15 protein-coding genes and 1 tRNA gene are annotated in these 21,734 nt (G+C 61.5%); 5 read left to right on the top strand and 11 right to left on the bottom strand.

What is annotated here, in order from left to right; genetic code table 11:
- The gene (locus JWQ61_RS10720; protein ID WP_304360518.1) at positions 1-1,218 is read left to right on the top strand and encodes a winged helix-turn-helix domain-containing protein; all 1,218 of its coding nucleotides are present in this window, start codon (positions 1-3) and stop codon (positions 1,216-1,218) included.
- Here JWQ61_RS10720 and JWQ61_RS10715 read toward each other — a convergent pair.
- Positions 1,215-4,028: an EAL domain-containing protein gene (locus tag JWQ61_RS10715; protein ID WP_304360517.1), complete on the bottom strand. Its 2,814-nt coding sequence runs from the start codon at positions 4,026-4,028 to the stop codon at positions 1,215-1,217. The two genes, JWQ61_RS10720 and JWQ61_RS10715, sit on opposite strands and share 4 nt — an antisense overlap.
- A gap of 336 nt (positions 4,029-4,364) precedes the next feature.
- On the opposite strand from JWQ61_RS10715, the gene JWQ61_RS10710 reads away from it, so the two are divergent.
- Both JWQ61_RS10710 and JWQ61_RS10705 read left to right on the top strand, forming a co-directional pair.
- On the top strand, positions 4,365-8,438 hold the full coding sequence (locus JWQ61_RS10710; protein WP_304360516.1) for a Pls/PosA family non-ribosomal peptide synthetase: 4,074 nt from the start codon (positions 4,365-4,367) through the stop codon (positions 8,436-8,438).
- A gap of 12 nt (positions 8,439-8,450) precedes the next feature.
- The gene (locus tag JWQ61_RS10705; protein ID WP_304360515.1) at positions 8,451-9,005 is read left to right on the top strand and encodes a GNAT family N-acetyltransferase; all 555 of its coding nucleotides are present in this window, start codon (positions 8,451-8,453) and stop codon (positions 9,003-9,005) included.
- An 87-nt stretch (positions 9,006-9,092) separates the two neighbouring features.
- On the opposite strand, the gene JWQ61_RS10700 is transcribed toward JWQ61_RS10705, so the two are convergent.
- The 8 genes from JWQ61_RS10700 to JWQ61_RS10665 form a co-directional block, all read right to left on the bottom strand.
- Positions 9,093-9,177, bottom strand: a tRNA-Leu gene (locus tag JWQ61_RS10700).
- Positions 9,178-9,288: 111 nt separating this feature from the next.
- A complete protein-coding gene (gene iolB, locus JWQ61_RS10695; RefSeq protein ID WP_304360514.1) occupies positions 9,289-10,083 on the bottom strand; it encodes a 5-deoxy-glucuronate isomerase in 795 nt (264 codons plus the stop codon).
- Complete coding sequence (iolE, locus tag JWQ61_RS10690) at positions 10,080-10,982, bottom strand: myo-inosose-2 dehydratase (protein ID WP_304360513.1); 903 nt, start codon at positions 10,980-10,982, stop codon at positions 10,080-10,082. Before iolE ends, iolB begins: the two co-directional genes overlap by 4 nt.
- Positions 10,983-11,011: 29 nt before the next feature.
- Positions 11,012-12,880 carry a 3D-(3,5/4)-trihydroxycyclohexane-1,2-dione acylhydrolase (decyclizing) gene (iolD, locus tag JWQ61_RS10685; protein ID WP_304360512.1) on the bottom strand — a complete coding sequence of 623 codons (1,869 nt, stop codon included), beginning with the start codon at positions 12,878-12,880 and terminating at the stop codon, positions 11,012-11,014.
- Positions 12,877-14,850 (bottom strand): 5-dehydro-2-deoxygluconokinase, encoded by a 1,974-nt coding sequence (gene iolC / locus JWQ61_RS10680; protein ID WP_304360511.1) that lies wholly within the window; start codon positions 14,848-14,850, stop codon positions 12,877-12,879. Before iolC ends, iolD begins: the two co-directional genes overlap by 4 nt.
- Before the next feature lie 36 nt (positions 14,851-14,886).
- Complete coding sequence (locus JWQ61_RS10675; RefSeq protein ID WP_304360510.1) at positions 14,887-15,669, bottom strand: ATP-binding cassette domain-containing protein; 783 nt, start codon at positions 15,667-15,669, stop codon at positions 14,887-14,889.
- A gap of 2 nt (positions 15,670-15,671) precedes the next feature.
- A complete protein-coding gene (locus tag JWQ61_RS10670) occupies positions 15,672-16,841 on the bottom strand; it encodes an ABC transporter permease (RefSeq protein ID WP_304360509.1) in 1,170 nt (389 codons plus the stop codon).
- 189 nt (positions 16,842-17,030) lie between these two features.
- Positions 17,031-18,035: a sugar ABC transporter substrate-binding protein gene (locus tag JWQ61_RS10665; RefSeq protein WP_304360547.1), complete on the bottom strand. Its 1,005-nt coding sequence runs from the start codon at positions 18,033-18,035 to the stop codon at positions 17,031-17,033.
- 234 nt (positions 18,036-18,269) lie between these two features.
- Between JWQ61_RS10665 and JWQ61_RS10660 the strand changes: the two genes are divergently transcribed.
- The gene (locus JWQ61_RS10660; protein ID WP_120236040.1) at positions 18,270-19,136 is read left to right on the top strand and encodes a MurR/RpiR family transcriptional regulator; all 867 of its coding nucleotides are present in this window, start codon (positions 18,270-18,272) and stop codon (positions 19,134-19,136) included.
- A 39-nt stretch (positions 19,137-19,175) separates the two neighbouring features.
- On the top strand, positions 19,176-19,538 hold the full coding sequence (locus JWQ61_RS10655; RefSeq protein ID WP_304360508.1) for a hypothetical protein: 363 nt from the start codon (positions 19,176-19,178) through the stop codon (positions 19,536-19,538).
- Positions 19,539-19,623: 85 nt separating this feature from the next.
- On the opposite strand, the gene JWQ61_RS10650 is transcribed toward JWQ61_RS10655, so the two are convergent.
- Both JWQ61_RS10650 and iolG read right to left on the bottom strand, forming a co-directional pair.
- Positions 19,624-20,649 carry a Gfo/Idh/MocA family oxidoreductase gene (locus JWQ61_RS10650; RefSeq protein ID WP_304360507.1) on the bottom strand — a complete coding sequence of 342 codons (1,026 nt, stop codon included), beginning with the start codon at positions 20,647-20,649 and terminating at the stop codon, positions 19,624-19,626.
- The gene (gene iolG / locus JWQ61_RS10645) at positions 20,646-21,638 is read right to left on the bottom strand and encodes an inositol 2-dehydrogenase (RefSeq protein ID WP_304360506.1); all 993 of its coding nucleotides are present in this window, start codon (positions 21,636-21,638) and stop codon (positions 20,646-20,648) included. Before iolG ends, JWQ61_RS10650 begins: the two co-directional genes overlap by 4 nt.
- Positions 21,639-21,734 lie beyond the last annotated feature (96 nt).

Raw genomic sequence — 21,734 nt, 5'->3', positions numbered from 1 at the left:
ATGACGACCATCGAGCTTTCCCTGCCCGCCGCGCGCGCCTTGCAACTGGCGGCCCAGGGTTTGCTCAACCCGGTGCGCAAGAAAGCCGTCAAGCAGGACGTGCTGGCCGCCATCCGCCAGATGGGCCTGCTGCAGATCGACACCATCCACGTAGTGGCGCGCAGCCCCTACCTGGTGTTGTGGAGCCGGCTCGGCAGCTACCAGCAGAGCTGGCTGGACGAGTTGCTGGAGGAACGCCAGCTGTTCGAATACTGGGCGCACGAAGCCAGTTTCCTGCCGATCGAGGATTACGGCCTGTACCGGCACCGCATGATCGACCCCGGCTCCATGGGCTGGAAGTACTCGGCAAAATGGATGGAACAGCACGCCGGCACCATAGAGCAGCTGCTATTGCATATCCGCCAGCACGGCCCGGTACGCTCGGCCGATTTCAAGCGCACCGACGGCAAAGGCGGCGGCTGGTGGGAATGGAAACCTGAGAAGCGTTCGCTCGAAGTGCTGTTCACGGCAGGCCGCCTGATGATCGCCAAGCGCCATAATTTTCATCGGATCTACGACCTCGCCGAACGCATCCTGCCCGACTGGGACGATGCCCGCATGCCGTCCACCGAGGATACCCAGCGCACCTTGCTGCTCAAGGCGGTGCAAGCGCTGGGAGTGGCCAAAGCCAGCTGGATCGGCGACTACTTCCGCACCGCCAAGAGCCGCCCCAGCCCCGATCCCGAGACCCTGGTCGAAGATGGCAGCCTGCTGCGCGCCACGGTGGACGGCTGGCAGCAGCCGCTGTATATCCACCCCGCGCACCGCGAACTGGCGCTGGCCGCCGCCGGCGGTTTGCTGAAACCCAGCGCTACCTGCCTGCTGTCGCCTTTCGATCCGCTGGTATGGGACCGCAAGCGCGCGCTGGAGCTGTTCGATTTCGATTACCGGCTCGAGTGCTATACACCGGAGGCCAAGCGCAGCTACGGCTATTTCACGCTGCCCATCCTGCATCGCGGCGCCCTGGCGGGACGGCTGGACGCCAAGGCGCATCGCAGCCAGGGCGTGTTCCAGGTCAAGGCGCTGTATCTTGAGCCGGGCACGCGCACCAGCCAGAGGTTCGCCACCGAACTGGCGGCCACCCTGCAGCGTTTTGCCAACTGGCACGGCACGCCGCAGGTGGTGATCGACCAATGCACGCCACGGGCGTTCCGCACCATGCTGAGGGCCGCGCTCTAACCGGTATTCAGCAGGTTCTTGTCGACGCCGATGCCAAACGCGCGCGGCCGCCCGATGCCGTAGCCCTGGGCGAAATCGACGCCGATCTCGGTCAGGGTGCCGATGATCCGTTCATTGACGGCGAATTCGGCAATCGTCTGCTTGCCCATCAAATGGCCGATCTTGTTGATCGCCTCGACCATCGCATAGTCGGTCGGGCTGTTCAGCATGTCTTTGACAAACCCGCCGTCGATCTTGATGAAATCGACCGGCAGGTTCTTCAGGTAAGCGAACGAAGACATGCCGGCGCCGAAATCGTCGAGCGCAAAGCGGTAGCCCACCCCTCTCAGCTCCTGGATAAAGTGCGCCGCCTTGGCAAAATTGGCGATCGCGCTGGTCTCGGTAATCTCGAAGCAGATGATTTGCGGCGCGATGCCGTACTTCACGTGCTGTTCCTGCACAAAATTGAGGAAATTGCTGTCGCCTATGCTGGTGCCGGAAAGGTTGATGGCGCAGGTCTGGATTTCCCGGCCGCGCCCTTGCTGGCGCATTTTCGCCAGGGTCGCGAATACCGTGGAAACGACCCAGCGGTCGATGGCCGGCATCAGGTTGTAGCGTTCCGCGGCAGGAATGAACACCATCGGCAGCACCAGGTTGTCGTCCTTGTCCAGCATGCGCAGCAGGATTTCAAAATGCGCGCCGTGGCAGGGAGGCTTGCCCAAAGCGGCGATCTCTTGCGAGAACAGGCAGAATTTTTCTTGGGTCAGCGCTTCATTGATGCGCGTGATCCACTCCATCTCGCCGTGCCGTATCGACAGCTCGCTGTCGTCCAGCCGGTATTCGTGCACGCGGTTGCGGCCTTTTTCCTTGGCCAGGTAGCAGGCGGCGTCGACCGCACTCATGATCTGCCCCAGCGTATGCATTTCGCCCGCCAGGTTGATCAGGCCGATGCTGACGCCGATGGTGAACGGCTTGTTGGTCCAGACGAACTGGAAATCGGCGACGGTCTGCCGCAGCCCTTCGGCAATCCGCAGCGAATGCTCGACCGGACAGTTCTCCAGCAAGACGCCGAATTCGTCGCCGCCCAGGCGCGCGATGGTGTCGGTATCGCGCAAGCGCTGTTTCAGCAAGACGCTGACCTGCCGGATCAGCTCGTCGCCGGCGGCATGGCCGCAGGTGTCGTTGACCACCTTGAACTGGTCCAGGTCGAGATACAGCACAGCATGCTGGCGCTGCTGGTCGCGCGAGGTGATCATCGCCACCGTCAGGCGCCGCTCGAACTCGCGCCGGTTGATGAGTCCGGTCAGTTCGTCGTGGCTGGCCTGGTACGACAGCTGCGCCGCATATTCCCGGTCCTTGCTGACATCGTGCAGCACCAGCACCGTGCCTATGGTTTCGCCGCTCAGGTTGCGGATCGGTTCGGCCGACAGGTTGACCGCGACCTCGCTGCCGTCGTCGCAGACCAGCAGCAGGTTGGAAGCGCGGTCGATCGGCATGCTGTTGTCGAGGATCTGGGGAATCAGGTCGGGAATCCGGTTGCCCGAGCTTTCGCCCACCACGTGCAGGATTTTTTCCAGCGGCAAGCCGCGCGCCGACGCCAGCGTCCAGCGGGTCAGGATTTCCGCTGTCGGGTTCAGGTATTCGACCAGGCCGTCGGTACTGAGCGTGATCACCGCCTCGCCTATCGATTCCAGCGTGACCTGGGCGCGCTCCTTGGCGGCGTACAGCTGCTCCTCGGAGCGCTTGCGGGCGGTGATGTCGGTAAACGAGCCCGCCATGCGCACCGGCTCGCCGGTCGAATTGCTGGTGGACTGCGCGCAGGAACGGACCCAGCGCAATTCGCCGCCCTTGGTGACGATCCGGAACTCGATGTCGCATGGCGAATTATCGTGCAGGTGCGAAGTCAGCTTGGCGCGCACCGCATCCAGGTCCGACGGATAGATGCAGTTCAGGAACTGCAGCGGCGTCGGCTCCTCGTCTTCCAGCGAATAACCCAGCAATTCCTTCAGGCGCGGCGAATAATAGATATTGTCAGCCTGGATATCCCAGTCCCACAGGCCGTCGTTACTACCCAGCATCGCCAGGTGCAGCCGTTCCTGGCTGATCTTCAGCGCCTCTTCGAACTGGTCGCTCTTGGTCAGGATATAGCGCGAAATCCAGCTGCCGAAAATCATCAGGCCGACGGCGATGGTCAGCGTCGCAAACAGCAGCAGGCGCTGGACCTGGCGCGACGACTCGCCCAGGCTGGCTGAAAAGCGCAGCTCCAGCGGCGTCAGTTCGGCGTCTATCTCGCGGATGCGGGCGACGCTGGCGATCATTGTCTGCGGATCGGGGTTGCCGGCGTTGATCGCCGCATGCAGGCGACTGGCTTCCGTGCTCAGCTCCTGGATCAGCTGGTCGCCGATCTTCCAGTTCGCGACCGGTTCCCGCAGCAGGCTGAAATTCTTGAAATTGCGATACAGGCTGATGATGCCGTCGATGTCGTCCGGGTGATTGCCGCCGTCCAGGAAACCCTGGCGCACCACTTTCAGGTCCGGATTGGGTTTATCCAGTTCATCCCGGGCGCGGCGGTCGCCGATCGACACCGCCAGTGCCTTCAGCACCTTCCGGTAGTCGGGGTCGGCGTGCGTCACCGCATACTGGTTCAGGTGGAATACCGCCTCCTTCTGCGCTTTCGACCACAGGCTTTCGCCGCCGACAAAAGCGCGCACTGAAGACAAGATATTCATGCTGAACGCCAGCAGCCCCACCATCAAGGCCACGATCGCCAGGAAAGGCAAAATCACCTTGACCCAGCGCATGCCGCCGTCCATGGTGAAAAGTTTCTTCAATCGCTGCATCACAAAACCTCACTGATAAAAACTGCACAGTCAGAAAGCTTTAGCGGAATTGCAGAAAATTGCGAAAAACGACACTACTTGAAACCGGACCCTGAATACCCCATCATACGACCAATAGTTTCCCATTAGCAAGTTCGTTAGCAAGGGAGAGGAAAATGCCTTGTTTACACCCGCGTAAACACCTTGGGACAAGTGCAGGCGAGACCCATCGCAGGCCGGAAAACCACAGTGCCAACCCAGTGCGAAATTGTCTGAACGTTACCTATATCAGCGTGCTACCATCGCCCGCTTGCGATCGTTCACCCGTCTCTTTTATTTGCCTCATCCATGACTCAGTCTTTGCTCGTCGATAACGCGGCTGCCAGCGATTTTTCCAGTCACCCGGACGTTCTGCAGGGGCCGGTCAGGCCTGAGCTGATACGCGATGAAGTACTGGCCGACCTGCTTGAGGCGACCGCCGAGCGCATGCCAGCCCAGATCGCCATGGTGTTCGGCGAGCGCCGGCTGAGTTATCAAGAATTCAACCATCATGCCGACCTGGTCGCTTCACGCCTGATCGCTGCCGGCGTCGGGCCGGGCCAGATCGTCGGCTTGTGGCTGCCGCGCGGCATTGACCTGCTGATCATGCAGGCCGGCATCGCCAAGAGCGGCGCCGCCTGGCTGCCGCTGGATGCCGATACGCCGCCGGACCGCATCGCCGTCTGCCTGGAAGACGCGCAGGCGCCGGGCATCGTCAGCTGCCAGCAATTCGCGCCGCGCCTGGACTCGGGCCGATGCCAGGTCTGGACCGCCGAGCAGCTGCTGGCGCCCTCCGAGACACCGTTGCTGCGCCGCCAGAACGTGCAACGCAGCGATCCGGCTTATGTCATCTACACTTCCGGCTCGACCGGCAAGCCGAAAGGCATCGCCATCACCCAGGGCGCCATCTGCCATTTCCTGCGCAGTGAAAACGCGGTGTTGGGAATCACTGCCAGCGATCGCGTCTACCAGGGCTTTTCGGTAGCCTTCGACATGTCGTTCGAAGAAATCTGGATCAGCTACCTGGCCGGCGCCACGCTCTGGATCGCGCCCAAGGAACTGGCTTCCGACCCGGAAGCCTTGCCGCCGGCGCTGGCCGCACAGGGCGTCACCGTATTGCACGCGGTGCCGACGCTGCTGGCCCTGTTCAACCAGGACGTGCCAAGCCTGCGCATCATCAACCTGGGCGGCGAAATGTGCCCGGAAGCGCTGGTCAGCCGCTGGGCGAAACCGGAATCCGGCCGCCATATCTTCAACACCTACGGCCCGACCGAAGCCACGGTATCGGCCAGCCTGGCCGAACTGCACGCCAATGAAACCGTCACCATAGGCCGGCCCTTGCCCAATTATGGCTTGCTGGTGATTAAGGTGCTAACTGAGGTGGTGACTGAGCCAGCGCCGGAAAACGGCCTGTTCCTGCTGCCGCGCGGCGAAGTCGGCGAACTGTGCATTACCGGCCCCGGCGTCGCCGAGGGCTACCTAGGGCGGCCTGAACTGACCGCCGAGAAATTCCTGGCCAACCCCTGGGCCAGCGGCGAACACGACCGCCGCCTGTACCGCACCGGCGACCTGGCCCGGATCGAGGCCGACGGCCGGGTCCAGTGCCTGGGCCGCACCGACGACCAGGTAAAGATCCGCGGCTTCCGGGTCGAACTGGGTGAAATCGAAGAAGTGCTGGCGCGCCAGCCGGGAGTCGGCACGGTGGCGGTGGTATTGCGCCAGGAAGACGGCATCGACCAGCTGATTGCTTTCATCGTCGCCGAAAGCGGCGCGGAAATCGTCCCTGCGGTTCTGCGCAGCGCCCTGGCCGAACGGCTGCCGCCTTACATGGTGCCGGGTTTCTTCGAAGTCATGCAGGAAATGCCGCGCCTGACTTCCGGCAAGATCGACCGCAAGGCGCTGAAAGCCAGGCCGCTGGCGGCAATCAACTCCGGCGCCGGCAGCGGCGATTCCGACCTCCCCGAAACGTCGGCCGAAGTGGCCCTGTTCGCGGCGCTCAACAAACTGTTCCCCGGCCAGCCGATCCAGCGCAGCGCCGATTTCTTCAACGATCTCGGCGGCCATTCGCTGTTCGCGGCAAAACTCGCCTCCGCCCTGCGCGCCAATCCCGATTTTGCCCACGTGACAGTGCGCGACATTTACATGAACCGCACCATCGGCCGCATCGCCCAGGTGCTGGCGGTAGCGCCGGCCGCCGGCATCGCGGTCGACACCGGCTGGAGCGCGCCGTCGGACCTGAAGCGCTGGCTGTGCGGCGCCGCCCAGGCCGCCGCCGTGCCGTGGCTGGTGGCGATGCGCATGATGCAATGGCTGGCGCCGTTTTTCACCTACCACTTCTTCACCGGCGATCCGGGCGATTCGATTGCCCTGGCGATCGTGGTGTCGGTCGGCGTGTTCCTGCTGGCCACCTTGTTTGAGTTCGCCATTGCGATCGCCGCCAAATGGCTGATCGCCGGACGCCTGAAAGCCGGTCGCTATCCGCTCTGGGGCCTGACCTATTACCGCTGGTGGCTGGCGGATCGCCTGATCGAGGCGGCGCCGGCCTACCTGCTGAGCGGTTCGACCTTGTACAGCTGGTGGCTGCGGGCGCTGGGTGCGCGCATCGGCTCGGAAGTCGTGATCGGTTCCATGACCTTGCGCGCGCACGACCTGCTGACCATAGAGGACGGCGTGAGCATCGGCAATGCCGTCAATCTGGAAAATGCCCGCGTCGAACATGGCGAACTGTGGCTAGGGCCGATCACGTTGCGGCGCGAAAGCTGTATCGGTTCCTATGTTGTCATGGAAGGCAATACGGATGTCGGCGCCTTCGGCCATGTGGAAGGCCAAAGCGCCATCAGCGAAGGCCAGACGGTGCCGGCCGGCCGCATCTGGACCGGCTCGCCGGCGCGTGATGCAGGTGCTTTCGACCCTGCCTCGAAACCGCCGCGGCCGCCGGTTACGCGCAGACGCCAGCTGGGTGAATCGGTATTTTTCCTGTTCGGCGCCTTCCTGATCACCACCCTGTTCTTCATGCCGGTGTTTCCGAGCTTCATCCTGATCGACTGGCTCGACGATACCGATCGTTTCCCCTGGCTGCAAAGCAACGGCAATGTGCCGTTCCAGCTGACCAAATATTTCGTCATGGCCTTCCCTGCCACCGCGGTGCTGATCGTGTGCACAGCCCTGCTTTCGGCCGGCATCCGCTGGAGCCTGCTGCCGCGCATGCGGGCCGGCAGCTGGCCGGTGCGCAGCAATATCTATTGCAGCAAATGGCTGGTCAATCAGATCCAGGAATCGAGCCTGAGCGTCTTGCACGGCGTCTACGCCACCGTCTACGCACCCTACTGGTACCGCCTGCTGGGCGCCAAGGTGGGCCGCCATGCCGAGATCTCGACAGCGCTGGGCGTGGTGCCGGACATGCTGACCCTGGGCGACGACACCTTTATCGCCGATGCCGTATTGCTCGGCGACGAACAGATCGAGGGCGGCTGGATGACCATGAAGCCAACCGTGATCTCGCGCCGCAGCTTCGTCGGCAACGGCGCTTATGTACCGGACGGCAGCATCCTGCCGGAAAACGTCCTGATCGGCGTCCATTCGCGCGCGCCGGACAACGGCCGCATGCAGCCCGGCGACACCTGGCTCGGCTCGCCGCCGATCAACCTGCCGGCGCGCGAACAGACCAGCGGTTTCCCGGAACACCTGACGTTCCGTCCGTCGCGCCGGCGCCGCCTCGGCCGGTCGCTGGTGGAAGGCTTCCGCATCGTGTCGCCGCATGCGATCGTGATCGCGGTCGGTTATACCGTGGTGCTGAACCTGATGCCGCTGGCCGGCGCCGGCCAGTGGGGCGAAGTCATTTCCTTGCTCACCAGCGCCGGCCTGCTGTACGGCATCGGCACCTTCATCTTCATCGCCGCCCTCAAGTGGCTGCTGATCGGGCGCTACAAGAAATGCAGCGTGCCGATGTGGACCCGGTTCGTCTGGCTGTCGGAGGGCGTCACCAACCTGTATGAAGGGATCGCGATACCGAACTTCATGAGTTACCTGCGCGGCACGCCGTGGCTGCCGCTGGCTCTGAACCTGCTGGGTTGCCATATCGGGCGCGGGGTTTACATGAACACTACCGACATCACCGAGTTCGACTGCGTCACCATCGGCGACTACAGCGAACTGAACGCCCAGGCCTGCCCGCAGACGCACTTGTTCGAAGACCGCGTCATGAAGATCGATCATGTCAATATCGGCAGCCGGGTCTACATGGGGCCGCGCAGCTTTGTGCTGTACAGCGCGACGGTCAACGACAACGCCAAGCTGGGCGCGCTGACGCTGGTGATGAAAGGCGAATCGATCCCGGCGGGCACCAACTGGCGCGGCTGCCCGGCGGCGCCGGCAAAAAACTGAAAGGCAGAGAGCATGGAAATCCGCCAGGCCCGTAACGAGGATTACCCGAAGATCGTCCAGCTGCAGCTGGAAAACACGCCCGAGCGCCTCAGCGCAGCCGAACGGCAGCAGGGTTTCATCGTTTCGCAAATGGATGAGGCGCAGCTGGAAGCCATCAACCAGGCGCTGGGCATCCTGGTCGCGGTGGATGGTGCGCAGCTGGCGGCCTTTGTGTGCATGGCGCCGGCCGCGATGCAGCCGCGCCATCCGGTGGTCGATGCCATGCTGGCCACGTTTGCGCGGCAGCAGTTCGGCGGCAAGTCGCTTGAGCAACAGCGGGTTTTTGTCTATGGTCCGGTATGCATCGGTCGGGAGTGGCGCGGCAAGGGCCTGTTGCAGCAGCTGTTCGCCGCCGTGAAAACCTATGCCCAGGCCGATTACGACACCGGCGCCGCATTTATCAACGACCGCAATCCGCACTCGCTCGCGGCTCACGTCCAGGGCTTGAAGATGACTGCCCTGACTCCCTTCAGCTGCGGCCAGGACACTTTTCAGCTGGTGGTATTTCCTACCGCAGACAATCGATAAAACCAGGAAAAATTGGGCCGGAAAAGAAAAAAACCGCATAAACATTGATGTTTATGCGGTTTTTCTTTACTTCCAACACCAGTTACCTGGTGCCCACGGAGGGACTCGAACCCCCACACCTTGCGGCACATGGACCTGAACCATGCGCGTCTACCAATTCCGCCACGTGGGCCGTAATGCGAAGCCCAGTAAGGCTCACTGCAATTCCGAAGACAGAATAATACGTGCATTTGATAGCTTCGGTCAATCGGAGTTTGCAATTTTTATGCAATTAATTGCTGCATCAACGCTGCAGCATCCATTCATGGGCCGGATCGTTCTTGAAATGCCACTCGCGCTTGGGGCCTGCCATCACGTTCAGGTAATAACTGTCGTAGCCGTGCGGCGCCACCACCGGGTGGTAACCGCGAGGCACCATCACCACATCATGGTTTTCCACCGCCATCGATTCGTCGAGCGAACGATCGTCGGTATACACGCGCTGGAAAGCAAAACCCTGCGGCGGGTTGAGGCGATGGTAATAGGTCTCTTCGAGGGAACTCTCTTGCGGCAGGTTATCGGTATCGTGCTTGTGCGGCGGGTAGCTTGAAGAATGGCCGCCGGGCGTCACCACTTCCACTACCAGCAAATGGTCGGCCGGCTCGGACTGCGGCAGGATATCGCAGACGTAGCGTGTGTTGCTGCCCTGCCCGCGCACCGAACGCTTGGCCGTGCCCGGCTCGATCAGCCGCGCGCTCAGGCCGCCATGGCCGGGCGCGCTGCAGACCGCAATTTCAGCATCGCCATGGGCGCTGATGGTGACGGCGTGGCTGTGCGGCACATACACCGCATACGGCGAAACCTGGTCAAACACGCTTTGCCGTTCGCCGATTTCTTTCCATGCATGATCGCCGGCCTGCACGCTGACCACGCCGCGCAACACCACGATGCACACCTCGCGCTCGGCGGTATCGAAGCGGATCCGTTCAGCGGCTGCCAGGCGATAGGCGGCAAAACCGACAAAACGCCAGTTGGCGGACTGCGGCGTGACGCTGACGATTTCCCGTCCTTGCGCCTGGCCCTTGACGAGCAAGCTCATGCCGCCTCCTTGCCGATGATGTTCACCAGCCCGGCCAGATGGCGATAACCCATGTCGGCGTATTGATAGCTCGGAGCAACGGCCGGATCCTGCTCCGCCTCGACCACCAGCCAGCCGGCGTAACCATGCCGGTACAGCAGGCGCAGCAAACCGTCGAAATCGATGGCGCCGTCGCCCGGCACGGTAAACGCGCCGTTGATCACCGCCTGCAGGAAACTCCAGTTGCCGTTGCGCGCCATCTTCACCACCGCCGGCCGCACATCCTTGCAATGGACGTGGCAGACGCGTTTGATATGCTGTTCCAGCACCTGCAAGGGATCGCCGCCGGCAAACATGATGTGGCCGCTGTCGAACAGCAAGCCGACTTCATCGCCGGTCAGCGCCATCAGGCGTTCGACATCGGCTGGCGTTTCAACGTAGGCGCCCATGTGATGGTGGTAAGCCAGGCGCACCCCGTGCGACAAGGTGAAACGCGCAAAAGCAGTCAGCCTGTCGGCATACTGGCGCCATTCCAGGTCGTTCAGGAAACGCGGCCGTTTGTACAAGGGGTCCGGCCGGCCCTGGATGGCGTTGGCGACTTCGCCATACACCATGACCTTGGAACCGTTTTCCGCCAGCAGCCGCAGATGCGGGCCGACCGCGGCGATTTCATCTTCCACCGAGCCGGTCGCCAGGCGGCCGGAATACCAGCCCGAAATGCATTCCAGCTGATATTTTCCGAGCACGGCCGCCAGCGCTGCCGGTTCCTTGGGAAACTTGTTGCCCAGCTCGAAGCCGCGATAACCGATCTGCGCGCCTTCGGCCAGCGCCGTTTCCAGCAGCGTCTCGCCGCCCAGCGACGGCAGGTCGTCGTTCATCCAGGAAATCGGGTTGATGCCGATCTTTACGTTAAATGTCATGGTCTCTCTCGCTGTCACTCTATTAAATTTCACACCTTTTGACTGTGGCGGGCCTGTTCATATTCGGCCCGCGCGGCTTGCACCTGCGGCCGTTCAGACACTTCCGGCACCGCCACTTCCCACCAGCAGCCGCCGTCTTCGGTAGTGCGCGCGGGGTCGGTGTCGATGCACACCAGGTAGGTGCGGTCGGCAGCGCGCGCCCGCTGCAGCGCAGCTTCCAGCTGGGCGATGGTCTTGACGTTTTCCGCCAGCGCGCCCAGCGATCTTGCATGCGCGGCAAAATCGATGGCCGGCGCGCCCTGCGGCCCCTGCAGGCAATCTTCCAGCATGTTGTTGAACGGTGCACCGCCGCAGGCCTGCTGCAGGCGGTTGATGCAACCGTAGCCGCGGTTGTCCAGCACCACGATGATCAGTTTTTTTCCCAGCATGACCGACGTGGCGATTTCCGAATTCATCATCAGGTAGCTGCCGTCGCCCACCATCACGATCACGTCGCGTTCCGGCTGCGCCAGCTTGACGCCTAGCGCGCCGGCGATTTCGTAGCCCATGCACGAATAGCCATATTCGACGTGGTAGCCGCCCGGAGTCGAAGTACGCCACAATTTGTGCAGCTCGGCCGGCAAGGTGCCGGCGGCGCAAACCACGATATCGTGCACGGTCGAATCGATGCTGGAGCGCTGCACCGCGCCGATCACCTCGCCGTCATAGGGCAAGGCCGGCGCCTCTATTTCCCGCTGGCCGGTGATCTTGTCGACCGCGGCGCGCCAGTTATTGGCCTGTTCCAGCGCCAGCGCGTGCCAGCCGGTGCTGGACCGCCAGTCCTGCAAGCCCTGTGACAAGGCAGCCAGCCCCAGCCGGGCGTCGGACAACATCGGCGTCCCCTGCCATTTGATGGCGTCGACTGGATTGACGTTGATGCTCAACAGGCTGGCCTGGCCGAACAGCGAGTGCGAACCGGTAGTGAAATCCTGCAGCCGGGTGCCTACCGCAATCACTACATCGGCTTTCTGCGCCAAGGCATTGGCTGCCGGCGAACCGGTCACGCCGAGCGCGCCAAGCTGCAAGGGATGACGCCACGCCAAGGCGCTCTTGCCGGCCTGGGTTTCCGCTACCGGCACCGCATGTTTTTCGGCAAAACAGCGCAGCGCTTCGGTGGCTTCGCCATACAGCACGCCGCCGCCGGCCACGATCAATGGCTGCCTGGCGTTTTTCAGCAACTCCAGCGCTGCCTGCAATTCATCAGTAGCTGGCCCCTGGGCACGGAACCTGACCGTCTGCGGTGCAAAAAATTCGACCGGATAATCGTAAGCCATGGCCTGGACGTCTTGCGGCAAGGCCAGCGTCACCGGGCCGCACTGGGCGGCATCGGTCAGCACCTGGATCGCGCGCGGCAAGGCCGTCAGCAGCTGCTCCGGATAATAGATGCGGTCGAAATAGCGCGACAGCGGCCGGAACGCATCATTGGCGGAGACGCCGCCGTCCTGGAAATTTTCCACCTGCTGCAGCACCGGATCGGGACGCCGCGAAACGAAGATATCCCCCGGCAGCAGCAGCACCGGCAAGCGGTTCACATGGGCCAGCGCCGCCGCCGTCAGCAGGTTGGTGGCGCCCGGGCCGATCGAGCTGGTGACCGCCATCATGCGCCGCCGCATGTGTGTCTTGGCATAGGCGATTGCGGCATGCGCCATGGCTTGTTCGTTATGCGCGCGATAGGTCGGCAACTGCTCACGATGCTGGTATAGTGCCTCGCCCAGGCCGGCCACATTGCCGTGGCCGAAAATGGCGAAGACGCCGCCAAACAGCGCTGCCTCGCCATCGGCGGTATCGACTCGCAAGGCGGCCAGGTAGCGCACCAGCGCTTGCGCCATGGTCAGGCGTATGGTTTTGGCTGCACTCATGCTGCGCGCTCCGCTGGGTTGGATTGCTCTTCGCTGCGGCTGGCTTGCCAGACGCCGATCAGTTTCTCGAATGTGGCCCGCACCTGCCCGATCAAGGCAGCATCGTCGATCCGGCCTTGCAACCAGAGCTTGGACGGTTCATGGAAAATCGTCCGCCCTACCATGAAACCGCGGCAGGTCTTGCTGTGGCGCGAGGCGCGGAAACCCGCCGCCAGTTCTTCCACCGGCGCCGCCAGCCCCAGCAGCACCACGCCGCGGCAATAGGGATCGCGCTCAGCAATCAGGCGGTCGATCGCATCCCACTGGCGGGCCGACATCGATTCCAGTTTCCACCATTCGGGATAAATGCCCAGGTTGTACAAACGCTTGATGCCGCGCAGTACGGTATCCTCGGCCTTCGGCAAATCCTTGGGCGGGATGATTTCCAGCAGCAGCTCATGGCCGCTGACCTGCACCGCGTTGTACAAACCGCGGATCTGGGCTTCCTGCTCCAAGCGTTTTTCAACCGCATCGTCGGGATGGAACTGCACCAGGCATTTGACTACATGTTCCTTGGGCCAGCTCAGCAGATGCGAACCTATCGAACGGCCGTAGTCGAATTCGAGCGGATTCGAGAGCGGCAGTTCCACTGTGCGGCCAATCCACCAGCCGCGTCCGGTAGCGGTATTCAGCGCATCCTGGCCATACCGGTCATCGGACAATATGCCGATTTTCCCTTGCAAGCCCAGCGCCTGCTCGGTGGCAGCCACGGCCTGCACCAGCAGTAGCTTGAGCTGCGGCAAGCGTGCTTCGCTGACGCCGAACTCGCCCGATTCGCGCGCCAGCTCAAAGAACTGGTTGCGATGGTCAAAGGCGAAGACATTCACCTCATCCCAGGTTTTGCGCGGCACAGTGACCCGGTGCAGGCGCTGCAAGTGCGCATCCTGGTCGGGCCGCTGCATGCGATCTGCATGTTCAAGGAAATACGCCAGTTCGACCGGCGTCGGCATCGCCGGCGCACAGGCATGGCGCGACACCACCAGGGCGCCGCAGGCATTGGCGTAACGGCAGCAGCTTTCATCGTCTTCGCTGTTCAGCCAGCCCTTCAGGAATCCCGACAGGAAAGCATCGCCGGCGCCCAGCACATTGAGCACTTCGACCTGCACGCCCTTGTAGTTGAAACCTGCATCCAGCGACTCTGGAATCGCAGCGTGGATCACGGCGCAGCCGAGCGGCCCGCGCTTGACCACCAGCGTCGCCTGGCTGACGGCGCGCACTGCCTGCAGGGAGGCGATGATGTCCTGGCCGCCGCCGGCGATCATGAATTCTTCTTCGGTGCCGACCACCAGGTCGAATTTTGGCAGGATGCCTTGCAGGTGTTTGGTCACGCCGTCGTTGGCGATGAAACGTGTCTCGCCGTCCCCCTTCTGGGTCAGCCCCCACAATACCGGCCGGTAGTCGATGTCGAGCACGGTGCGGACGTTGTTGCGGCGCGCGTACTCCAGCGCCAGGCTGCTGCTGCGATGCACCTGTTGCGTGGAAAAATGGGTGCCGGTAATCAGCAGCGCCTTGCTGGAGGCGATGAAAGCCTCATCGATGTCTTCTTCCGCCAGCGCCATGTCGGCGCAGTTATCGCGGTAAAAAATCAGGGGAAAAGTATCCTTGTCTTTCAGCCCCAGCATCACCAGCGCGGTCAGCCGCTCCGGATCGACCTTGATCTGGCTGACATCGCAGCCTTCCGCCGCCAGCGCCGCGGTCAGGAACTGGCCGTTATGCTCATTGCCGACCCGCGCCAGCATCGCCGATTTCAGGCCCAGCCTGGCGCAGCCGAAAGCGATATTGGCGGAAGAGCCGCCCAGGTACTTGGCGAAACTGCTGACATCCGCCAGCGGCGCGCCGATCTGCTGCGCATACAGGTCTACCGCCAGGCGCCCGATGCAAACCACGTCAAGCTTGCGGCCTGGTGCGAAGGTGTTGTTAGTGTTTGGCATGAGTGCTTTCCTTAACTGAACCATTTGAACTTGGACCTAGACCTGTATGCCTTCCAACTGATTCATCAGCGTCTGCATTTCCGCGCCGCCGGCCATCATGTCCAGCACTTCGTCCTTGGTGACATTGTCCTTGGTGAAAGTGCCCATCGATTTGCCGCGGTTAAGCAAGGTAAACGAATCCCCGATCGGATAGGCATGATGCACATTGTGGGTAATAAAAATCACCGAAATGCCGCGCTCGCGCGCCTTGTGGATCAGCTTGAGCACATTGAACGACTGCTTGACGCCGAGCGCCGCGGTCGGTTCGTCCAGGATCAGGACGCGGGCGCCGAAATGGATCGCTCGGGCAATCGCCAGGCATTGTTTCTCACCGCCCGACATGGTGCCTATCGCATGGTGCGGATCGCGCACCATGATGCCCATTTCAGCCAGCTTTTCACGCGCCGTCTCGGCTGCGTAATTGATATCCATGACGGTGATGCCGAATACCTTCTTGGTCGGCTCGCGCCCCATGAAGAAATTGCGCGCCACCGACAGCAGCGGCACCAGGGCCAGGTCCTGGTACACGGTCGCCACGCCGACATCCAGCGCTTCTTTCGGCGAATTGAAAGAGACCGGCTTGCCGTCGACCAGGTACTCTCCTTCGGACGGCTTGTGCACTCCCGCCAGCGTCTTGATCAGGGTCGACTTGCCGGCGCCGTTGTCGCCCAGCAGGCAATGCACTTCGCCCTTTTTCAAGCGCAATGTGACGTTCTGCAAGGCGATCACCGAACCGAAATACTTGCTGACGTTTTCCAGTGCCAGAATGGTTTCACTCATGATTACCTCGCTTCCGTCACACGGCGACGGACATAATTGTTGAACAATACGGCCACCAGCAGCATCACGCCGAGGAACACGCGGAACCAGTCCGAATTGAGATTGGTATAGGTGATGCCGATCTGCACCACGCCGAAGATCAGGGCGCCGAAGCAGGCGCCGATCACCGAACCGTAACCGCCGGTCAGCAAGGCGCCGCCGATCACGGCAGCAATGATGGCTTCAAATTCCTTCTGCAAGCCGCGGTCGGCCGCGGCCGAGCCGACGTCGGCCACCTGCAGCACGGCGAACAGGCAGGCGCAGAAAGCGGTGAACACGAACAGCGACGTCTTGACCCGCTTGACCGGCACGCCGACGTTCTTGGCGGCGTTGGCGTCGCCGCCGACGGCGAAGATCCAGTTGCCGAAACGGGTGCGCGCCAGCACAAAGCTCGCCGCCAGCGCCAGCACCAGCCACCAGGCGATCACCTTGGGAATCCCGGCCACCAGCGGCTGGCCGTTGGCCATGGTGGCGATCCAGCCGTGGGCGGCCATCCAGTGGAACAGCCCGCTGCCGAGATTGCCGGTGAACAGCCAGCTGCCCAGCCAGTCGTTCGCCGCGAGGTCGCCGACGCCGCTGACGATGGTGCGGTTGGCGAACATGATCGACAACGCCAGCGTCAGGCCGCGCAGGATGAACATGAACGCCAGCGTGACGATGAAGGAAGGCAGCCGGGTCTTGACCACCAGGTAGCCGTTGAGCCAGCCCAGCGCCATCGAGCCGGCAAAGGCAAACAGCACCGCCAGCCAGAACGGCCAGTGGAAATAGACGGTGGGAATCGCCACCATCATGCCGGCGAAGCCGATCATCGAACCGATCGACAAATCGAACTCGCCGGCGATCATCAGCACGCAGGCGCCGATGGAGATCAGGCCCAGGTAGGCCGCCACCTGCATCCAGTTGACGACGCCATCCAGGTTGAACATGCCGGAATCGCCGGCGGCGAAACCGAATACGATAAAGACCAGGATCGCGCCTGCCAGCGAGGCAAATTCCGGACGTCCCAGGAAACGCTTCAAAGAACCTTCCTTGCGGACCCGCTCGTCTTTCGGCGCGGCCTTCTGCGGCGCTGCAAGATGAGCGGGTGCGCCGTCGGCGCCTAGCTTGTCAGCGTGCACACTGCTTGAATTCATGGTTGTATCTCCTGCTGTATTGGCTGCTGGCCGGCCGCTGGTAGGGCTCAAAACGGAACGGCCTGATGGGGTATGGCGAGATGCCTCGGGCGTAACAAGACCCGGGTGCATCGTCCCCCTGGGGTTTCCACTTATCGGCTGCCGGCAGCGTCGCCGCTGCGGGCAGCCATGTTAAAACAAGGCGCTGGATCAGCGATACTGGCCAGCGTATTTCAGCACTTTGTCGAGGTTGTCCTTGGTGATGTAGCCAGGACCGGAGCTGATGTGGCGCGGTCCGTAGAGCGGCGCCAACCCATATTCAGCCAGCCGCGCCTGGAACTTCGGATTGGCTTTCAGCTTGGCCTGGATGGTGGCGACGTCGGTGGTCTTGTTTTGCGTCATGATGGCTAGCACGGCGACCGGGATATAACCTTGCAGGTAGGGTTGCTGGTCAATCGCAAACTGCACCGAACCATCCTTGATGCCCTTGGCGACTTCTTCGGACAGGTCGAAGGTAGCGAACCACATCTTGCCCTTCAAACCCATTTTTTGCAGCGCGCGCAAGCTTGGCGACGCCGAATCCGGACCGAGCGCCAGCACCGCCTGGGTGCCGGGATTGTTGCGCAGGTAGGCGCTGACCTTGCTCTCTATGCCGGTCGGATCCTGGCCTGCGTCCAGTGTTGATTTTTTATAATCGACGCCGATGGCCTCGGCAAAACCGCGGCAGCGCTCGAAGGAGGAAGGATTGGTGGCATAGTGGTTGACGCACAGGAAAGACTTGATGCCGGCTGCCTTGGCTTTTTCGCCGGCGCCCTTGCCTGCATCGTATTCCGGCTGGCCGACGTGCATGATCGCGCCCAGCTCTTCACTTTGCTGCTGGGTGCCGGAATTGATGGTGACCAGCGGGATTTTCTTGGCGGTGACGTTTTCCATGGCTTTTTTCAGCACGCTGAAATCGGCGATGCTGGCGATCACGCCATCATAATGACGGGCCGCGGCCTGTTCGATCAGGCGCGACATGTCGGACAGGTCGCCATTGGGCGGATTGCGGTAATCGACTGTAACGTTGAAATCTTCGCCGGCCTGCTTGATGGCGTTCTTGATGGTGTTCCACCAGGAATCGGAATCCGGTGCGTGGCTGATCAGGACGAATTTTTCATTTGCGGCATAACTGGGGTTCATGGCGCCAAAGCTCATCGCCAGCGCCGTCACCATCAGGGCCCTGGTCAGGCCCTTGCATCTGAGTCGTTGCATAGTTGTCTCCGTTGTTGTTTTATTCACTATTCTTTAGGCTGATCGCCCGGATCCGACAGCGTCATCGGTATTAAACAATAGAACAAGCGGATTCAATATGCAACGTTTTTTTCAATTAAATTTAATTTAGAATTTTATTTTCACTTGCCAAATTTTCTTTATAATTGCTCCACGACATAAACCAGAAAGAACACCATGGCAGATACGCCGACTGTCGACCAGCTGATGCTGCAAATCGCCGAACAATACGCAACGCTTTCGCGCCAGCTGAAGATTATCGCCACCTATGTGGAACAGCACCGCGGCAGCCTGATGCTGGAACGGATCAGCGACATCGCCGAGCATTGCGATGTGCAGCCGTCCGCCATCGTGCGCTTCGCCAAGCAGTTCGGCTTCAGCGGCTTCAGCGAGATGCAGGCGGTTTTCCGCGACGCCTATACGGCGCAGGCGATCCCTTCGCAAAACTACCAGCAACGGATACGCAAGCTGATCGACGCCAAGCCGACCCCGCTCACCGGCGGTTCGATGGCGCGCGAATTCATCGCCGCCAGCCGCAGCGGCCTGGATGAACTGCTGAACGGCATGGACGACGTGCAGTTCGACGCGGCGGTCAAGCTGCTGCAGAAGGCCGAGAACATCTACGTGATCGGCGTGCGCCGCTCCTTTCCTATCGCCAGCTACATCGTGTATGCCTTGCAGCACACCAACAAGCGCGTGCACCTGCTATCCGGACTGGGCGGCATGATCCGCGAGCAGATCCGCAGCATAGGCAAGAACGACGTGGTGATCGCGATCAGCTTTACGCCTTACGGCAAGGAAACCCAGGCTTGCGTGCGGCTGGCGCATCACCACCAGGCCAAGTCGCTGGTCATCACCGACAGCCAGCTGAGTCCGCTGGCCCGGCATGCGTCGGTGCTGCTGACGGTGAAGGAAGGCAGCGCCTTCGCCTTCCGTTCGCTGACCAATGCGATGTGCCTGTGCCAGGCGCTGTTCATTGCCTTGGCTTATAGGTTAGAGCTTAATGTAGAGGAAACCGGTGCAATTGAAGGTTATGATGAATAAAAAAGCACTGAAATTGCGTTAATATTTCTCAAGCTATCAATGTCACCGCACATTCATGATGCGCAACATGCTTTGAGGAAAGTCATGACCGAACTTAAACATCTCACCGAGAAACGCACGCAAGCACAAAAATCGCATCTTGCTGCCGACAACTGCCAGGCAGGCGCGCTGGAAACAAGAATCGGCAAACTCGAAGAGTCTGCGGCCGACACGCGCGAACGCCTTTCACGCATAGAAACAAGGCTGGATGCCTGCGCCACAACATCCGACTTGAAAGACCTTGAATCCACTATGCATAAAGAATTTTCCAGCATGCACAAGGAACTGCACGGACTGACCTGGAAACTGATTGGCGTTACAGGCTTGCTGGTTTCCGTTGTCTATTTCATCGCAACCAAATAAAGTCTTGGTCCTGGCTTTTCCCTTCTCTTTTTTACCACCCCGCCCAATCGAATACGCATACCACCGCGTGTCCAGGCAAGGGCAGTCATAACAACACTGGCTGTTTTGACAGCAACGATTCGCGCAAAGCAATGCCGATCCGGGTCGCCTCGGTAGCGTCGTCCAGAGTGAGCTCCAACTTTTGCTCCCGGCGTATCGCGTCCACGAAAGTACTGACCTCGGTCAGGAAGGCGTCTTCGAAACGCTCGAAGAAACTGGGCACACATTCGTTGCGGACGCCATGGGCGTCGGCGATTTCCAGGCGGTTCTTGCGCGGATTGCTGCCCACTGTCAGGCGCCCCGCCGTGCCGGTGATTTCAGTCATGGTGTCGTGGCCGTGCGCCATCGTGCGCGAGGCGTAGAAGGTGGCCAGCTTGCCGTTGTCGAACTCGCAGATGGCGACACCATTGTCGACGTCCTGGAACTGCTGCAGGTCCTGATGGATGGCGCGGGTGCCGCTGGCATAGACACGGACCGGCCGCGGGTTGCCGAGCAGCCAGCGCGCCAGGTCGATATCGTGCACGCTGCAATCGAGGAAGATGCCGCCGCTGGTAGCGGCGAACTTGACAAAGAATCCGTCCGGATCGTGCTGGTCGCAAGTCTGCGAATACACCATGAACGGCGCACCGATGGCGCCTTGCTGGATTTTTTTATAAGCGTCCTGATAGCTGGCGTCGAAGCGGCGCACAAAACCGATCATCACCTTCAGCTGCGGATGACGCGCTGCCTCGGCGCTGACCCGGCGGCAATCCTCCAGGTCCAGCGACAGGGGTTTTTCGCAAAACACATGTTTGCCGGCCTGCAAAGCCTGGATGATCTGCTGCGGATGCAAGGATGTCGGCGTCACCAGGAATACCGCATCCAGCCCGTCGTGGGCCAGCAGGGCTTCATAGTCGGCGTACAGATGCGGCACCTGCAGAGTATCGCGCGCCCACTCCAGTTCTGCCGGCAAGGGACTGCAGGCCGCCGCCAGCTCGGCGCCGGTCACCCGCGACATCAGGTTTTCCGCATGCCGCCGCCCTAGCCTGCCAAGGCCGACGATGCCGACTTTCAGTGTCCGGGAATGGTTCATTTGGCCAGCTCGATGGTACGGTTTTCACGCCAGGACAGGGTTGCCGCTTCGGCCAGTTCCAGGGCCTTGACGCCGTCTTCAATCGTGGTGCGTACTGCCACTTTGTTCACCACCGCATCAAAAAAATGGGCGATCTCGCTGGCATAGGCAGCACGATAGCGCTCCAGGAAAAAATGCTCGGGCTTGTCCTGGCTGACGCTGTGCCCGGTGGCGGCGACCACCTCGGTCGGTTTGTGGTTGCCGGCCTGCAGCATGCCCTTGCTGCCCAGCACTTCGAAACGCTGGTCGTAGCCATAGGCGGCGCGGCGGCTGGTATTGATCTGGCACAGGCGGCCGCGCCGGCTGCGGATGGTGACCGCGGCGCAATCGATGTCGCCGGCTTCGGCTATCGCCGGATCGGTCAGGCAGCTGCCGGTGGCCGAGATGCTGACGGCTTCGTCTTCCAGTATCCAGCGGAAAATATCGAAATCGTGGATCAGCATGTCCTTGAATATGCCGCCCGAGCTTTTGATATACGACACCGGCGGCGCGCCAGGGTCGCGGCTGGTGACGATCAGCATTTCCGGATCGCCGATTTCGCCGGCGGACAGGCGCGTCTTCAGCGCATGGAATGTCGGATCGAAACGGCGCTGGAAACCGATCATGCAAGTCACCCCGGCGTCGGCCACCGCGCGCGCGCATGCCTTGGCGCGCTCCAGCGTCAGGTCGACCGGCTTCTCGCAAAAGATCGCCTTGCCCGCCGCCGCCGCGCGCATGATCAGGTCTGCGTGGGTGTCGGTGCTGGAGGCGATCAGCACCGCGCCTATGCTCGGATCGGCCAGTACGCCGTCGATATCCGCCACCTGCGCGCCATGCTGCCCGGCCAGTTCCTGCGCGGCTTGTGCATTGATGTCACTAACGTATTTCAGATTGGCGCCCGGCTGCAGCACCAGGTTGCCCGCATGGATCTTGCCGATACGGCCGGCGCCGAATACCGCAACGTTCATCATGGTTCATCTCCGTGTCTATGTTTGTATTTTGGTCGGTTACCGCTTTCTGCCATTGTAGGCACGATTCTCGAAAATAGAAACAATTTTTCGTTTAAT

The sequence above is a fragment of the Collimonas fungivorans genome, from assembly GCF_028292705.1.
Lineage (GTDB): Bacteria > Pseudomonadota > Gammaproteobacteria > Burkholderiales > Burkholderiaceae_D > Collimonas > Collimonas fungivorans_B.
Note: the sequence above shows the minus strand (reverse complement) of the source record. Positions and strands in the feature narration are given on the sequence as shown.

Bases quoted from the DNA above. Each gene is read 5' to 3' on its own strand.
- iolB (WP_304360514.1), bottom strand. From the start codon at position 10,083: ATGAGCTTGCTCGTCAAGGGCCAGGCGCAAGGACGGGAAATCGTCAGC.
- iolG (WP_304360506.1), bottom strand. From the start codon at position 21,638: ATGATGAACGTTGCGGTATTCGGCGCCGGCCGTATCGGCAAGATCCAT.
- JWQ61_RS10665 (WP_304360547.1), bottom strand. From the start codon at position 18,035: ATGGTGACGGCGCTGGCGATGAGCTTTGGCGCCATGAACCCCAGTTAT.
- iolD (WP_304360512.1), bottom strand. From the start codon at position 12,880: ATGAGTGCAGCCAAAACCATACGCCTGACCATGGCGCAAGCGCTGGTG.
- JWQ61_RS10660 (WP_120236040.1), top strand. From the start codon at position 18,270: ATGGCAGATACGCCGACTGTCGACCAGCTGATGCTGCAAATCGCCGAA.
- JWQ61_RS10705 (WP_304360515.1), top strand. From the start codon at position 8,451: ATGGAAATCCGCCAGGCCCGTAACGAGGATTACCCGAAGATCGTCCAG.
- iolC (WP_304360511.1), bottom strand. From the start codon at position 14,850: ATGCCAAACACTAACAACACCTTCGCACCAGGCCGCAAGCTTGACGTG.
- JWQ61_RS10720 (WP_304360518.1), top strand. From the start codon at position 1: ATGACGACCATCGAGCTTTCCCTGCCCGCCGCGCGCGCCTTGCAACTG.
- JWQ61_RS10675 (WP_304360510.1), bottom strand. From the start codon at position 15,669: ATGAGTGAAACCATTCTGGCACTGGAAAACGTCAGCAAGTATTTCGGT.
- JWQ61_RS10655 (WP_304360508.1), top strand. From the start codon at position 19,176: ATGTCACCGCACATTCATGATGCGCAACATGCTTTGAGGAAAGTCATG.
- JWQ61_RS10670 (WP_304360509.1), bottom strand. From the start codon at position 16,841: ATGAATTCAAGCAGTGTGCACGCTGACAAGCTAGGCGCCGACGGCGCA.
- iolE (WP_304360513.1), bottom strand. From the start codon at position 10,982: ATGACATTTAACGTAAAGATCGGCATCAACCCGATTTCCTGGATGAAC.
- JWQ61_RS10650 (WP_304360507.1), bottom strand. From the start codon at position 20,649: ATGAACCATTCCCGGACACTGAAAGTCGGCATCGTCGGCCTTGGCAGG.
- JWQ61_RS10710 (WP_304360516.1), top strand. From the start codon at position 4,365: ATGACTCAGTCTTTGCTCGTCGATAACGCGGCTGCCAGCGATTTTTCC.